Below are 13,112 nucleotides of genomic sequence, written 5' to 3'. Positions count from 1 at the left end.
GACTTTATTGTAGAAAATGAGTGGGCTGTTTTTTTTATGATAGATTTCCCGTTAGCATAGAGATATAGTAGCGATATGAAAAATCCAAAAGCTGGCGTACGAGCCATGATTCCCTCAAAATAAAATTATTAAAAAGCGGTGATATCAATGATGTTGAAAGAATTAACAGTAGCAGATGAGCAAAACTATATAGCTTTTGTAAAAGAGTGGCGCTCTATGGGGGAGCCTAAAATAACCCCAACCTCGGCTAATTTAAACGGACTGACTTTTTCGGATTGGCTGGATAAACTGCAAAAAGATAAAAATAGTCGGAATAATGATTTTGTTCCTGCAGAGACACTGTTTCTTGAAGAGGAAGGGAAGCTGCTTGGTGCTGTTCAATTAAGATACGAATTAACCGATCAGCTTCTACGAATCGGCGGGAACATTGGCTATGGTGTCGTTCCTTCTGAAAGAGGGAAGGGATACGCGAATTGGCTACTAGAACAAGCTTTACTTATTTTTCAAAAACGTGGCTTCTCTAAAGTTATGCTTACGTGTGATAAAAAGAATATGGGATCGCAAAAAACAATCAAAAAAAATGGTGGTATTTTGTCAGATGAATACTTGGTTGGAGGAGAAATGATTCAGCGCTATTGGATTAATTTATGATGTATAAAACGAAAGAGAGACAAAAGTATCCATCACTTTTGTCTCTCTTTCGTTCGCTATACGATATACTACTAAAATTTTAAATTCTTATTTGATTTAAATCTGCGAAAACGAGTCGGTAAAAGCATGATAAATAGCGCATAAGGTACGCTAATGATCGACCAAGTTAACGTTCTACTCAAACTATTGTTTTTGTACAACCAATTAAGTAAAAAATGTAGCCCAACCATACTAAGTGTAACAAAAATCAACACTGCATAATCAGGTTCATTTTTGACAATAGCACGGAGGATTCCACCAATTAGGGGGACTAGATAAAAATAAGCACTCGTCAATGAGATACGCCAACTTTTTGCGATAGTCCCCAGGTTGATCACGAAAAAAACGATAGATAAAAGGATGCCAAGCGGCGGGAAAAAAGCAAGCAGTGCTGAATAAATAGCTCCCCACAAAAGCATCATAGGTCCTTTTACAATAGCTGCAATCATAACGAATACCGCAATCAACAAAAATTGCTGTGTCATCGTTCCATAAGCCAACAGACCAAATAAAATCAGTAATAACCAATGCCAGATTGTATTGACTTGAGGTTTTCTTTGAATCGTTACGTTTTTTTGGATCGTTGATTTTAAAAAGTCAGATTCTTCGAAGAAATTTTTCAAACAGCACTCACTCCTATCAAATTGAAAATCAGACTGGAATTAAGTTTACTGCGAAGGCGATAAAAAAACATCGGGCTAAAGTCTGTGTTTTTAGTCCGATGTTTTTAAGGATTTATTAAGTAAAACGGATAGATTTTGCTATTTCACATTTTTTCCATGTTATTGAAGGGCATGATTATTCTGTTTTAAATAATTCAGACAACTCCTTGATATAAGGCAGAAAGACTTGTTTCATCCCACGAGAAATTGCAGTATAAAGAATCTTCTTCTCTCTTTCAGTCGTTCCATAATGGCTTTTTGACGGATTATGAATGATCACATTATCAAACTCGAGCCCTTTAGCCATATCAATCGACAGAATTTGAACATCTACATGGGAAAGTTGCTGTTCCAATCGTTTCGCTTCTGCAGCTGTTTTTGTAATAACCACAGTATCTTCTTCAGGAGTTAATGATTTTAAAAGTAAAGTTACTTCATCTAAATAACTTACTTCATCTTTACAAGAAATAAAGGCAGGTTTTTCACCATCTTTTCGAATCGAGACAATGGTGAGTTTCTCATGATTAGTCACCAAAGTCTGAAATAGCTGAGTGATTTCTTTACTCGAACGGTAACTATTCAACAATTGATAAGACCTAACCGAACGATTGGAAGCCGATAATAATTCTTTTAGACCAATAAAGCTGACTGATGTATTAAAAATCGCCTGATTTTCATCTCCTGCCAGCGTAAAGTTCGCTTGCGGGAATAATTTAAGGAGCAAAAGAACTTGAGCTTCAGTATAGTCTTGCACTTCATCCACCAAAATAAACGCCATCTGTCGATTTGATAAGTCCTCAATAAATTTATCTTTGAGCAATAACAAAATGACGACTTCATCTGCAGTATAAACGGACGTTGTTCTTTGATACGTCTCTTGTTGGGCATGCTGATATAAAGCTTCAAAAAGCAACCATTGATCGAACCAAGCAAAATCAGCAATCTCGTCTACCACTTTGCGGTATTTTTGCTGTAGTCGTTGAAGTGCATACTCTACTAATTGTTCCTCATCTTCTGCATCAAAAGTTGTATCAAAGTAGCGCAATTGCTCAGCTTCAGTCAAATCTTGCATCTGATCGATCATTTGTTTTGATTTTGATTGTTTGATCAAATAACGATTCCACAAACTTGATAGTTTTTCTTTGGTTGCCGAAAGTCGATCTCTGATCGCTAAAGTAGTCGGTGTTTCTTGATATAAATTAAAAATCAATTCAGCAGAAAATATAGGTTTCCGTTTAAATAAAATAGGTTTAAATAATGATTGTTGAATCAATGATGCATCTTCGAAAGCTTGAATGAAATCCACGAATTTTTCTGATTGAATGACTCTTTGTTGGGCATTGACTTTGTCGGCCGTGATTCGTTTAAAATAGTCAGATTCACTTTCGATCGGTGCTTTTTCACGAAAGGTAAATTTAAGGAATTGTAACAAAGTCAAATTCAATGGATTCCGCTCGCCTAAATTCGGTAGTACCTGAGAAATATAATCGATAAAGGTTGAATTTGGTGAAAGTAGTAAAATATCATCGGCAGTAATTTTGGTCCGATGATTATAAAGTAAATAAGCAATTCGTTGCATGATCGCAGACGTTTTCCCACTTCCAGCAATTCCATTGACCAAAAGCAATGGATGGCTCTCATCTCGAATGATCTCATTTTGTTCTTGTTGGATTGTTGTTGTGATATCTTTCATGTATTGAGAAGAATCTGCTTCTAGAGAATGAAGTAAAATATCATCTTGGATCGCTAGACTGGTATCGAAAAAGTTAAGCAACCGATCTTCTTCAATGATCAATTGTCTTTTTAGATTCAATGTAACAGGAATCTCGGTTTTATTGACAAGATAACTACTGTCACCTAAAACATTATTGTAAAAAAGTGAAGCAATAGGTGAACGCCAGTCATAGATTCGTGATTCACCCTCTAAGTTGGTAAAGTCATTCATCCCGATATAAAAAACTTCTCGATCAGAATCTGCATCTAAGAAGGTGACATCGATTTTACCGAAATAAGGTACTTTCAGTAATCGTTGGACTTTTTCCAGTTGTTTAGCAGCTGTCGCATTTTGGATATTTAGTTGATCGATTTCTCTATTTTTCATTTCCATCATGGCAAACGTCTCCAAGTTGTCAGAGTAACTATCAAAATTGAGTTTTGTATCACCACCAAATTGTTCTAACACTGATTTTCCTGTAGTGCTGACGTCATCGATAGCAGTTTGATAGGTGTCTTTTGCTTGGCTTAATTCTTCGTAAACCTGGTGCAGATGTTGGGTTTCTTGTGTGCGGTCGTTTGACATATTGGTTCCTCCTGACATGAATTGCCGTGACCGAATAGTATAAGCTATTTTTTTGAATAAAGCAATTATAAGAAGCTGATAATTTATCGGTGCTGTCCATTCAGCTTTTGGTTAAAATGTGATAAAGTATAGAAGATAGAGGAGGGGTTTACTTGATTTTTGATTCTCATACCCATTTAAACGCAGAACAATTTAACGAAGATATTCCAGAAACAATTAAACGTGCTAAAGAGTTAGGTGTAACGGAGATGGCGGTGGTTGGATTTGATACACCAACGATCGAAAAGTCTCTAGAACTTAGCCAACAATATAAAGAAATCCAAAGTATTATCGGCTGGCATCCAACCGAAGCTGGCAGCTATACGCCTGAAATCGAAAAAAAACTTCAGCAGTTATTAACGACACCAAAAGTAGTGGCACTTGGCGAAATCGGCTTAGACTATTATTGGATGGAAGATCCAAAAGAGGTACAAGATCGTGTGTTCCGTCGCCAAATTGCGATTGCCAAAGAAATGAATCTACCAATTAGTATCCATACACGAGATGCGATGGAAGATACGTATAAAATTCTAAAAGAGGAAGACATTCGAGATATCGGTGGAATTATGCACAGCTTTAGCGGTGATCCTGAATGGATGGCAAAATTCTTAGAGATGGGCATGCATATTTCTTTAAGTGGTGTTGTAACGTTCAAGAAAGCTTTAGAAGTGCAAGAAGTAGCAAAAGCTGTTCCATTAGATCGGTTATTAGTGGAGACTGACGCACCTTACTTAGCTCCTGTTCCATATAGAGGCAAACGTAACGAACCAGGCTATACTCGTTATGTAGTGGAAAAAATTGCAGAACTGCGAGAAGTTCCCTTTGAAGAAATCGCAAAGCAAACAACAACGAATGCTCATCGCTTGTTCAGGTTAACCGAATGATAGACAAGTTGAGAATTGAAGAAATCATTGTCGTTGAAGGAAAAGACGATACCAGACGAATCCAAGAAGTTGTAGATGCCGATACGATCGAAACGATCGGTTCCGCAATCAATGAGGATATTTTAGAACAAATCGAGCATGCACAAGAAACACGAGGCGTTATCATTTTTACTGATCCAGATTTTTCAGGGGAAAAAATCCGTAAAACAATCATGGAAGTTGTGCCTGATGCTAAACACGCATTTCTCTCACGCCAGCTTGCTACTCCTAAGAAAAGAGGAAATAGTTTAGGTGTGGAACATGCCAGTGATGAAGCAATTATAGAAGCACTGGAAAAAGTTGTGACTCCTGTCAATGAAGCAGATGGTTACCAAGAAATCCCTAGACAAACCTTGATAGAATATGGTTTAATAGCGGGAGCTCGTGCAAAAGAACGTCGTGAAAAATTAGGGGACGAATTACGCATTGGCTATACCAACAGTAAACAATTGACCAAACGCTTGAAAATGTTTCGCATCACAGAAATAGAACTGATAGATGCAATGAATAACATAAACGAACTACCTAGTGAAAAATCGGAGGAATCAATTTGACAGAGTATAAAGAAATCGCCACTCCTTCAAGAACCCAAGAAATTTTGAAGAAACATGGCTTTTCATTCAAAAAAAGTTTAGGACAAAACTTTTTAACAGAACCGAATATCTTACGTAAAATCGTCGAAACGGCAGGGATCGATAGCCAAACGAATGTAGTGGAAGTAGGTCCTGGTATTGGCGCTTTAACAGAGCAGTTAGCTAAAAATGCTGCGCAAGTTTTGGCATTTGAAATCGATGATCGCTTGATTCCTGTTTTAGAAGATACAATGAGTCCTTATAAAAATGTTACAGTTGTGCATAATGATGTATTAAAAGCTGATTTAGTTGGCACAACAAAAGAAGTATTTAAAGAAGAACTTTCGATCAAAGTCGTTGCTAATTTACCTTATTATATTACGACACCGATCATGATGCACTTTTTAGAATCAGATTTAGCTGTAGAAGAAATGATCGTTATGATGCAAAAAGAAGTCGCAGATCGAATCTCAGCGAAACCAGGAACAAAAGCATATGGTTCGTTATCAATCGCAGTTCAATACTTTATGGAAGCTAGTATCGCGTTTATCGTGCCGAAAACGGTGTTTATCCCGCAACCCAATGTTGATTCTGCTATCATCAAATTAACGAAACGTGATAAACCAGCCGTTGAGGTAACCAATGAAAAAGAATTTTTCAAATTAACCAAAGCCTCATTCCAGTTGCGTCGTAAAACACTATGGAATAATTTGATTCACTTTTACGGTAAAGATGATGAAACAAAAGCGTGGTTAACCAAGAGTTTGACGGAAGCTGAAATCGATCCTTCACGTCGTGGAGAGACCTTGTCATTGACTGAGTTTGGTCGTTTAAGTAATACGTTAGAAAAAAATCGTTAAAAAGCGGATTGAGAAAAAGTGATTTATTTTTCTCAATCTCTTTTTGTTATAGAAAATACTGTGTCAAAGGATATACAAAGCCTTCATAAAATAAGGTGAAAATAATTTCTTTTGACTTTATGTAAAATAATTGGATTGAGATATTGACTTTTTTCAAATATCAAGCATAATTATAACTAGAAAGCGCTTTCTTCAGTAAGGAGTGATACAGTGGAGAATAAGAAAACAAGAAATGTTACATGGATGCTTACAGCTATTTTTCTAGGATACACCTGTATTTATGTTGATAAGACGACAATTGGGATGTCACTGGTGACGATTGCAAATGATTTAGGGTTTGATCCGCAACAAAAAGGGTTGATACTGAGTGCTTTTTTTCTAGGCTATACGATTTTTCAAATTCCATTTGGCTACTTATCCAGTAAGATCGGGACGAGAAAAATGATGATCACCTCTGTTTTTTTAGTAGGAATTTTTCTATTTTTATTTGGTTTCGGCTTTTCTTTATTGTATTTGATTTTGATCCGATTTATGACAGGGGCTGTGGCTCATTCTGGTTATCCATCTTCTGTTAGTACCTTTATTTCACAAGAACTGCCAATAGAAAAACGAGGACCTGCACAATCGACAATGATCGCTTCTTCTGGTTTTGCAGCGATTGTAGGACCGTTATTGATAGCACCACTTTTACTTCAAATTGGTTGGCATAAAACTTATTATTTTTTAGGGGTTGCAGTTCTTTTGATAGCCGTTCTAATGTATTTTGTGATTCCTAAAGAATTTGGTGGTGTGAAGGAGCATCTAAAGAATAAAAATGTGATTTCATTTCGAGAAGTATTGAAGGATCGGAATGTTTGGATTTTGATTTTTGCAGCATTCTTTATCAACGCTGCGATATACGGACTGAATGGTTGGATGGCAACTTATTTGGTGGAGGCTCATGGACTGGCTTTAACTCAAACGGCATACGTAACGGCTATTATTGGTTTTTTCACGATGGTGGCTGCTATGTTGGGTGGTGTTGTGGTAAATAAGTATTTCGTTGGGAAAGAAAAAAATGTGATTTTCACGGCCACTATAGGTGGAGGTGTTTTTGCTATTTTGGTTTCGGTTGTGGGAACATTTGTCATGAGCATGGTTGCATTGACTTGTGCTGTAGCATTTGCTAGTTTAGCATTTGCTACTTTAATGAGTATCCCATTAAAAATATTTCCAACAGATGAAGTATCTGCAAAATATGCAACAATCAATGCGATAGGTGTTTCAGGTGGATTTGTAGCACCGACGATTATTGGTGCGCTGATTCAACTGTCTAATGGTGCTTTCTTTAGTTCATTTTTATTTATAGGAATTTCGTTTATTGTTGCTGGAGGAATCACGTTACTGGTGAAAAAAAGTGACTAATCTTAGTTCAGAATTTTGAAAAAATGAAAAGGGTGTGAGAAAATGTGTACAGGAATTACAATTAAATCAATCAAAGGCAATAGTTACTGGGGGAGAACTCAGGAATTTAATTTGTTGTTGGAATATGATGGTGCAATTATTCCGAAAAATTATGATTTGTCTGTGTCGTTAGATCATTTCTTAACACGTTATGCTGCGATGGGTGTCGCAATTGCAGGTCAACCGTTATTAGTGGATGGTGTTAACGAAAAAGGGTTGATGGGTGGTTCTTTTTACTTTGGGAATTATAATCGGTATATCGAATCAGATAAAATTCGTGCGATGGGAAAATTACCATTAGCAGGTGCTGAATTTGTAACCTATGCGTTAACGAACTATGCTTCAGTCGAAGAAATTAAAGCGCGGGTAAATCAAGATACCGCAATTGCAATTGTTGATAATCCAATGGGGATTCCTCAACATTATGTGTTTCAAGATGAGTCTGGTGCCTCCGTTGTCGTTGAACCTTCGATCGATGGCGGGTATGAAATTTATGATAATCCTGTCGGTGTTTTTACAAACAGTCCTAAATTTGACTGGCATTTGACTAATCTACAGAATTATGTGGGACTTAGTGATACGATAGCACCCGATATTCAGATGGACGATTTTCATGTATTTTCAAATGGGAAAGGGTCTGGTTTACGAGGGATTCCAGGTGATTTCACCCCACAGTCACGATTTGTTCGTGCAGCGTATTTAAAACATTTTTCAGAGCCAATAGACGACAAACACGCAGTAGAACAAATTTTCCATATTTTAGATAGCTTTGATATTCCAAAAGGTGTTGTGAAAGTTAGTTCAGACACAGATGTGCAGTATACACAATATACTAGTGCTTATGACAGTAAAGAAAAACAAATGTACATTCATTTGTATGAGAATCGTATGATCCAAACATTGTCTTTAAAAGCGGGGATATTAGATAGCTCAGCACCTCAGTATTTTGAATTAAAAACCGAACAACAGTATTATTCAATGCCTAAAAAAAATTAAATGTAGGCATAAAATAAAGTAGATGGAAGAGAATTACGGGAGAGACTAGTCATAGCACCGAAGGAATAAATGATCGCTGGCGCAAACCATTGGTCATGAAGATCTCAGGTAAAAGGACCGTAATTGGACATCACTCTGGAAAGCGGAAGCACCGAAGGAGCAACTCTTCAAAAGGAAGACGAATCTCTCAGGTTTTGTACAGAGGAACAGGCATTTTTTTAACATGCCTGTTCCTCTGTTTTTATATAGTTTATGTAGCTTGGAGGTGGCATAAGTTAAGTACTAAAAATACAAAGAAGCAAAGGAGTAGAAAAGATGGATTTAAAAACACCTTTATATGACGCTCATCTTGAAGCAGGTGGAAAGATGGTTTCATTTGCTGGCTACACGCTGCCTGTTCAATACAAAGATAGCGGTGTGATCAAAGAACATTTAGCTGTTCGAAATCAAGTAGGATTATTCGATGTTTCCCATATGGGGGAAGTTGTTTATGAAGGAAAAGATGCTTTAGCGAATTTGCAATATGTATTAACAAATGATTTTAGTAATCTAGAAGTAGGTCGCGTTAGATATACTATGATGTGCAATGAAAACGGCGGTGTGATCGATGATCTACTTGTTTATAAATGCAGCGATAATAAATATTTATTGGTGGTCAATGCAGCAAATAGAGCAAAAGATGTTGCAAGGATGAAAGAGCACTTATTTGGTGAAGTCGAGTTTTCTGATCAATCGGATCAATTTGTTCAAATTGCGTTACAAGGATCATTTGCTAAAGAAATCATTGCAAAATTAACCAAGGAAGCAGAAATTCCTAAAAAATATTATAGTTTCACTGAAAATGCTAATGTTGGCGGTGTACCTTGCTTGTTATCACGAACAGGCTACACAGGAGAATTTGGTTACGAACTGTACTGCAAACCAGAAGACGGGATCAAATTATGGAATTTATTATTGGAAACAGGTAAAGAATATGGCATCATTCCATGTGGTTTAGGCGCTCGTGATACGTTACGATTAGAAGCGGGAATGCCACTTTACGGTCATGAAATGACTGAAGAGATTACACCGTTTGAAACAGATTTAAGTTTTGCAGTCAAGATGAAAAAAGAAGATTTTATCGGAAAAAAAGCTCTTATTGATAAAGGAGAACCTAAAATCACTCGAATTGGTCTACAGTTGACGGATCGAGGGATTGTTCGTGAAGGTGCAGATGTATATTTTAATGATAAGAAAATTGGACAAACAACCTCTGGCACAATGTGTCCATTCATTAATAAAGCATGTGCAATGGCTTTGGTTGAGGAAAACATTGTAGAAGTTGGTTCTCTCATAGAAGTTGAAGTTAGAGGTAAAAAAATTAAAGCGGAAGTGGTAACAATACCATTTGTAAAAAAATAATTAGAAAAGAAGGAGTCGTTTATTATGACAAATGCTACGGAATTGAAATTTTCAAAATCACATGAGTGGGTACTTTTTGAGGGAGACAAAGTGAAAATCGGTCTTTCGGATTATGCGCAAGATCAATTAGGAGATATTGTTTTTATTGATTTGCCAGATGAAGGTGACGATGTTACAAAAGGTGAATCATTTGCAGATATTGAATCAGTTAAAGCTGTTTCAGAAGCGTATTCTCCAATCACAGCAACAGTTACGGCAGTTAATGAAGAGCTTTTGGACAGTCCTGAACTAATCAATTCAGCGCCTTTAGATTCATGGTTGATCGAAGTGGAAGGAGTAGAGGAAATCGAAGAACTGTTGAGTGCTGATGAATATAAAAAATTCTGCGAAGAATCTGAGGAGGCATAATGAATGGGTAACTATCTTGGCTCAACGGAACAACAACAACAAGAAATGCTAAAAACAATCGGTTTAAAAAATATGAGTGATCTTTATCAAGATATCCCTAAAGAAATGATTGTAGAAAATTTGGATATTCCAGCGGGAAAATCGGAGTTTGAAGTACGTCGTATTTTGGAAAATATGGGCAAGAAAAACAAAGTCTTCTCAAGTATTTTCCGTGGTGCGGGTGCCTACAATCACTACATCCCGGCCATTGTGAAGCAAATTTCAGCAAAAGAAGAATTCATGACCTCTTATACTCCTTATCAACCTGAAATCAGTCAAGGGCTGTTACAGTCGATTTTTGAATATCAAACAATGATTTGCGAAATTACAGGAATGGATGCAACAAATGCTTCTGTTTACGATGGTGCAACGGCTGCTGCTGAGGCAATCAATATGTGTTTAGAAAAAAAACGCTTAAAAGTCTTGATTTCTGAAACAACTAACCCAATGACGATTCAAACGGCTTTGACTTATTTTAGTTCAAGAGAAATCGAATTTGTCATGATTCCTGAAAAAGATGGATTGACAGATTTATCTGTTTTAAAAGAAAAACTAGATGATACGAGTGCGTGTTTCATTGTCCAACAGCCAAATTATTATGGCGGAATTGAACCAGTTGAAACAATAGCTGAAATAGTTCATGAAGCAAAAGCCAAATTTATTATGAGTGTTAATCCTGTGGCTAGTACGGTATTGAAAACTGCTGGCGAAGTCAATGCAGATATTGCCGTTGGTGATTCACAACCATTTGGAATACCGTTAGCTTTTGGCGGACCCTATATTGGTTTTATTGCGACAAAGGAAAAAATGATTCGTAAACTACCTGGACGGATTGCTGGTGAAACCGTGGACGAAGCGGGCGATCGAGCCTTTGTCTTAACGCTGCAAGCTCGTGAACAACATATTCGAAGAGAGAAAGCGGCCTCTAATATCTGTTCGAATCAAGCGCTTTGCGCCTTAACAAATGCAGTCTATATGAGTACGATGGGTGCCCGAGGCATTCAAGAAGTAGCGCAGCAGTGTTATAGTAAAGCTCATTATCTTTTGGATCAATTAACTCAAATCCAAGGGGTAAAACGAACCGATGATAGTCCGTTTTTCCACGAATTTGTGACAACTTTTCCAGTATCAAATGAAGTGGTTTTAGCTAAATTAGAAGAACATGATATCTTGGGTGGTTATCCTATGGAGCAAGGCTTACTATGGTGTGTGACAGAAATGAATACGAAAGAACAAATAGATGAAGTAGTCGCATTGGTGAAGGAGGCGTGTGAACAATGAAGTTGATTTTTGAACGTAGTGTAAAAGGGTATTATAACGAAATGATTTCTCCTTGTGATGTACCCACCGCAGCTCTTCCAGATGAAATGAAGCGTCAAAAAGAACTTCATTTGCCATCACTTCCTCAACCTGAAATCAGTCGTCATTATACAGAACTGGCTGATGCAACATTTGGCATCAACAACGGCTTTTATCCTTTAGGATCTTGTACGATGAAATATAATCCTAAAATCAATGATGAAATGGCCGCATATCCTGCTTTTGCCAATATCCATCCTTTACAGCCAGAACATACAGTTCAAGGTTCGTTAGAAGTGTTTACTATGGCAGAAATGTTGTTGAAAGAAATCACTGGGATGAATGCAATAACGTTTCAACCCGCAGCAGGAGCACATGGTGAATTTACTAGCTTATTGATGATTAAAGCCTATCACGAAAAAAATGGTCAACCGCAAAGGAACAAAATCATTGTACCCGATTCTGCTCATGGAACAAACCCTGCGAGTGTGGCAATGACAGGGATGATCACAGTTAATATTCCATCCGATAAATATGGATGTGTTGACATCGAAGCTTTGAGAGATGCCGTTGGCGAAGATACAGCCGGTTTGATGTTGACCAACCCAAATACAGCAGGGATATTTGATAAAAATATTTTAGAAATCACGAAAATCGTCCACGACGCTGGTGGGTTGAATTATTATGATGGTGCTAATTTAAATGCCATTATGGGGGTTGCTCGTCCAGGAGATATGGGCTTTGATATTATTCATCTAAATCTACACAAAACTTTCTCAACGCCCCATGGTGGTGGCGGTCCAGGTTCTGGTGCTGTAGGATGTAAATCATTATTAAAACCATTTTTACCTGATTATTATCCAGTCAATGAAGGCTCTAAAATAAGCTTTACGAGGCCTGAGAATTCGATTGGATTAGTGAAAGGGTTTTATGGTCAATTTTCAGTCTTCTTGCGTGCGTTGACATATATTTTATTTTTAGGATCAGAAGGAATTTCATCTGCTTCTAAAAGTGCGGTGCTGAATGCCAATTATATGCTTCATGAATTAAAAGATATTTTTGAAGTACCGTATGGCGACTCATGTATGCATGAATTTGTGATCAGCTTGGACAAATTGAAGAAAGAAACAGGTGTTACAGCGCTAGACATAGCTAAAGGGATTTTAGATCACAATATGTATCCACCAACAATGTATTTCCCATTAACTGTGCCAGAAGCATTAATGGTCGAACCACCTGAAACAGAATCGAAAGAACGGATGGATGATGCGATTGCCGTTTACCGTAAGCTTTATGAAGACGCTCATAAAAATCCAGAAGCTTTTCATGAATATCCTCTTCACGCTCAAATCCACCGCGTAGATGAAGTAAGAGCTGCTAGGCATCCGATTGTTCGATATGATTTTACTTTGAAACACAGTGAATAAAGTCAGCGGATGTTGAAAAGTACAAGGTGAAGTAAAGCGTAACGTTGTTACCTA

12 protein-coding genes and 1 riboswitch are annotated in these 13,112 nt (G+C 37.2%); of the genes, 10 read left to right on the top strand and 2 right to left on the bottom strand.

Going from position 1 to position 13,112, the window contains the following annotated elements; all coding sequences use genetic code 11:
* Positions 1–147: 147 nt before the first annotated feature.
* Positions 148–651, top strand: coding sequence for a GNAT family N-acetyltransferase (locus tag AC4BB5_RS14330; protein ID WP_490456783.1), 504 nt, complete (start codon positions 148–150; stop codon positions 649–651).
* 71 nt (positions 652–722) lie between these two features.
* On the opposite strand, the gene AC4BB5_RS14325 is transcribed toward AC4BB5_RS14330, so the two are convergent.
* Together AC4BB5_RS14325 and AC4BB5_RS14320 are read right to left on the bottom strand one after the other, a co-directional pair.
* On the bottom strand, positions 723–1,313 hold the full coding sequence (locus tag AC4BB5_RS14325; RefSeq protein ID WP_490456782.1) for a hypothetical protein: 591 nt from the start codon (positions 1,311–1,313) through the stop codon (positions 723–725).
* Positions 1,314–1,488: 175 nt separating this feature from the next.
* Positions 1,489–3,651: a HelD family protein gene (locus tag AC4BB5_RS14320; RefSeq protein ID WP_490456781.1), complete on the bottom strand. Its 2,163-nt coding sequence runs from the start codon at positions 3,649–3,651 to the stop codon at positions 1,489–1,491.
* A gap of 152 nt (positions 3,652–3,803) precedes the next feature.
* Here AC4BB5_RS14320 and AC4BB5_RS14315 point away from each other — a divergent pair, with 152 nt between their 5' ends.
* The 9 genes from AC4BB5_RS14315 (at position 3,804) to gcvPB (ending at position 13,058) form a co-directional block, all read left to right on the top strand.
* Positions 3,804–4,574 carry a TatD family hydrolase gene (locus AC4BB5_RS14315; RefSeq protein ID WP_490456780.1) on the top strand — a complete coding sequence of 257 codons (771 nt, stop codon included), beginning with the start codon at positions 3,804–3,806 and terminating at the stop codon, positions 4,572–4,574.
* Entirely contained in the window at positions 4,571–5,167 is a 597-nt protein-coding gene (rnmV, locus tag AC4BB5_RS14310; RefSeq protein WP_490456779.1) for a ribonuclease M5, read from the top strand. The genes AC4BB5_RS14315 and rnmV overlap by 4 nt, the downstream gene beginning before the upstream one ends.
* Entirely contained in the window at positions 5,164–6,045 is an 882-nt protein-coding gene (gene rsmA / locus AC4BB5_RS14305) for a 16S rRNA (adenine(1518)-N(6)/adenine(1519)-N(6))-dimethyltransferase RsmA (protein WP_490456778.1), read from the top strand. Before rnmV ends, rsmA begins: the two co-directional genes overlap by 4 nt.
* A 210-nt stretch (positions 6,046–6,255) precedes the next feature.
* Positions 6,256–7,449, top strand: coding sequence for an MFS transporter (locus AC4BB5_RS14300; RefSeq protein WP_490456777.1), 1,194 nt, complete (start codon positions 6,256–6,258; stop codon positions 7,447–7,449).
* A gap of 42 nt (positions 7,450–7,491) precedes the next feature.
* The gene (locus tag AC4BB5_RS14295; protein WP_490456776.1) at positions 7,492–8,484 is read left to right on the top strand and encodes a linear amide C-N hydrolase; all 993 of its coding nucleotides are present in this window, start codon (positions 7,492–7,494) and stop codon (positions 8,482–8,484) included.
* A 26-nt stretch (positions 8,485–8,510) separates the two neighbouring features.
* A riboswitch (glycine riboswitch) is annotated at positions 8,511–8,614 on the top strand.
* A gap of 185 nt (positions 8,615–8,799) precedes the next feature.
* Positions 8,800–9,885 (top strand): glycine cleavage system aminomethyltransferase GcvT, encoded by a 1,086-nt coding sequence (gene gcvT, locus AC4BB5_RS14290; RefSeq protein WP_490456775.1) that lies wholly within the window; start codon positions 8,800–8,802, stop codon positions 9,883–9,885.
* Positions 9,886–9,909: 24 nt separating this feature from the next.
* On the top strand, positions 9,910–10,293 hold the full coding sequence (gene gcvH, locus AC4BB5_RS14285) for a glycine cleavage system protein GcvH (RefSeq protein ID WP_490456774.1): 384 nt from the start codon (positions 9,910–9,912) through the stop codon (positions 10,291–10,293).
* A gap of 3 nt (positions 10,294–10,296) precedes the next feature.
* Positions 10,297–11,613 (top strand): aminomethyl-transferring glycine dehydrogenase subunit GcvPA, encoded by a 1,317-nt coding sequence (gcvPA, locus tag AC4BB5_RS14280; protein WP_490456773.1) that lies wholly within the window; start codon positions 10,297–10,299, stop codon positions 11,611–11,613.
* The gene (gcvPB, locus tag AC4BB5_RS14275) at positions 11,610–13,058 is read left to right on the top strand and encodes an aminomethyl-transferring glycine dehydrogenase subunit GcvPB (RefSeq protein WP_490456772.1); all 1,449 of its coding nucleotides are present in this window, start codon (positions 11,610–11,612) and stop codon (positions 13,056–13,058) included. The genes gcvPA and gcvPB overlap by 4 nt, the downstream gene beginning before the upstream one ends.
* The last annotated feature ends 54 nt before the right edge of the window (positions 13,059–13,112 follow it).

The sequence above is a fragment of the Enterococcus sp. AMC1252 genome, assembly GCF_058216515.1.
Note: the sequence above shows the minus strand (reverse complement) of the source record. Positions and strands in the feature narration are given on the sequence as shown.

Coding starts and splice junctions, on each gene's coding strand:
- gcvPA (WP_490456773.1), top strand. CDS start 10,297: ATGGGTAACTATCTTGGCTCAACGGAACAACAACAACAAGAAATGCTA.
- gcvPB (WP_490456772.1), top strand. CDS start 11,610: ATGAAGTTGATTTTTGAACGTAGTGTAAAAGGGTATTATAACGAAATG.
- AC4BB5_RS14295 (WP_490456776.1), top strand. CDS start 7,492: ATGTGTACAGGAATTACAATTAAATCAATCAAAGGCAATAGTTACTGG.
- rnmV (WP_490456779.1), top strand. CDS start 4,571: ATGATAGACAAGTTGAGAATTGAAGAAATCATTGTCGTTGAAGGAAAA.
- AC4BB5_RS14320 (WP_490456781.1), bottom strand. CDS start 3,651: ATGTCAAACGACCGCACACAAGAAACCCAACATCTGCACCAGGTTTAC.
- gcvT (WP_490456775.1), top strand. CDS start 8,800: ATGGATTTAAAAACACCTTTATATGACGCTCATCTTGAAGCAGGTGGA.
- gcvH (WP_490456774.1), top strand. CDS start 9,910: ATGACAAATGCTACGGAATTGAAATTTTCAAAATCACATGAGTGGGTA.
- AC4BB5_RS14330 (WP_490456783.1), top strand. CDS start 148: ATGATGTTGAAAGAATTAACAGTAGCAGATGAGCAAAACTATATAGCT.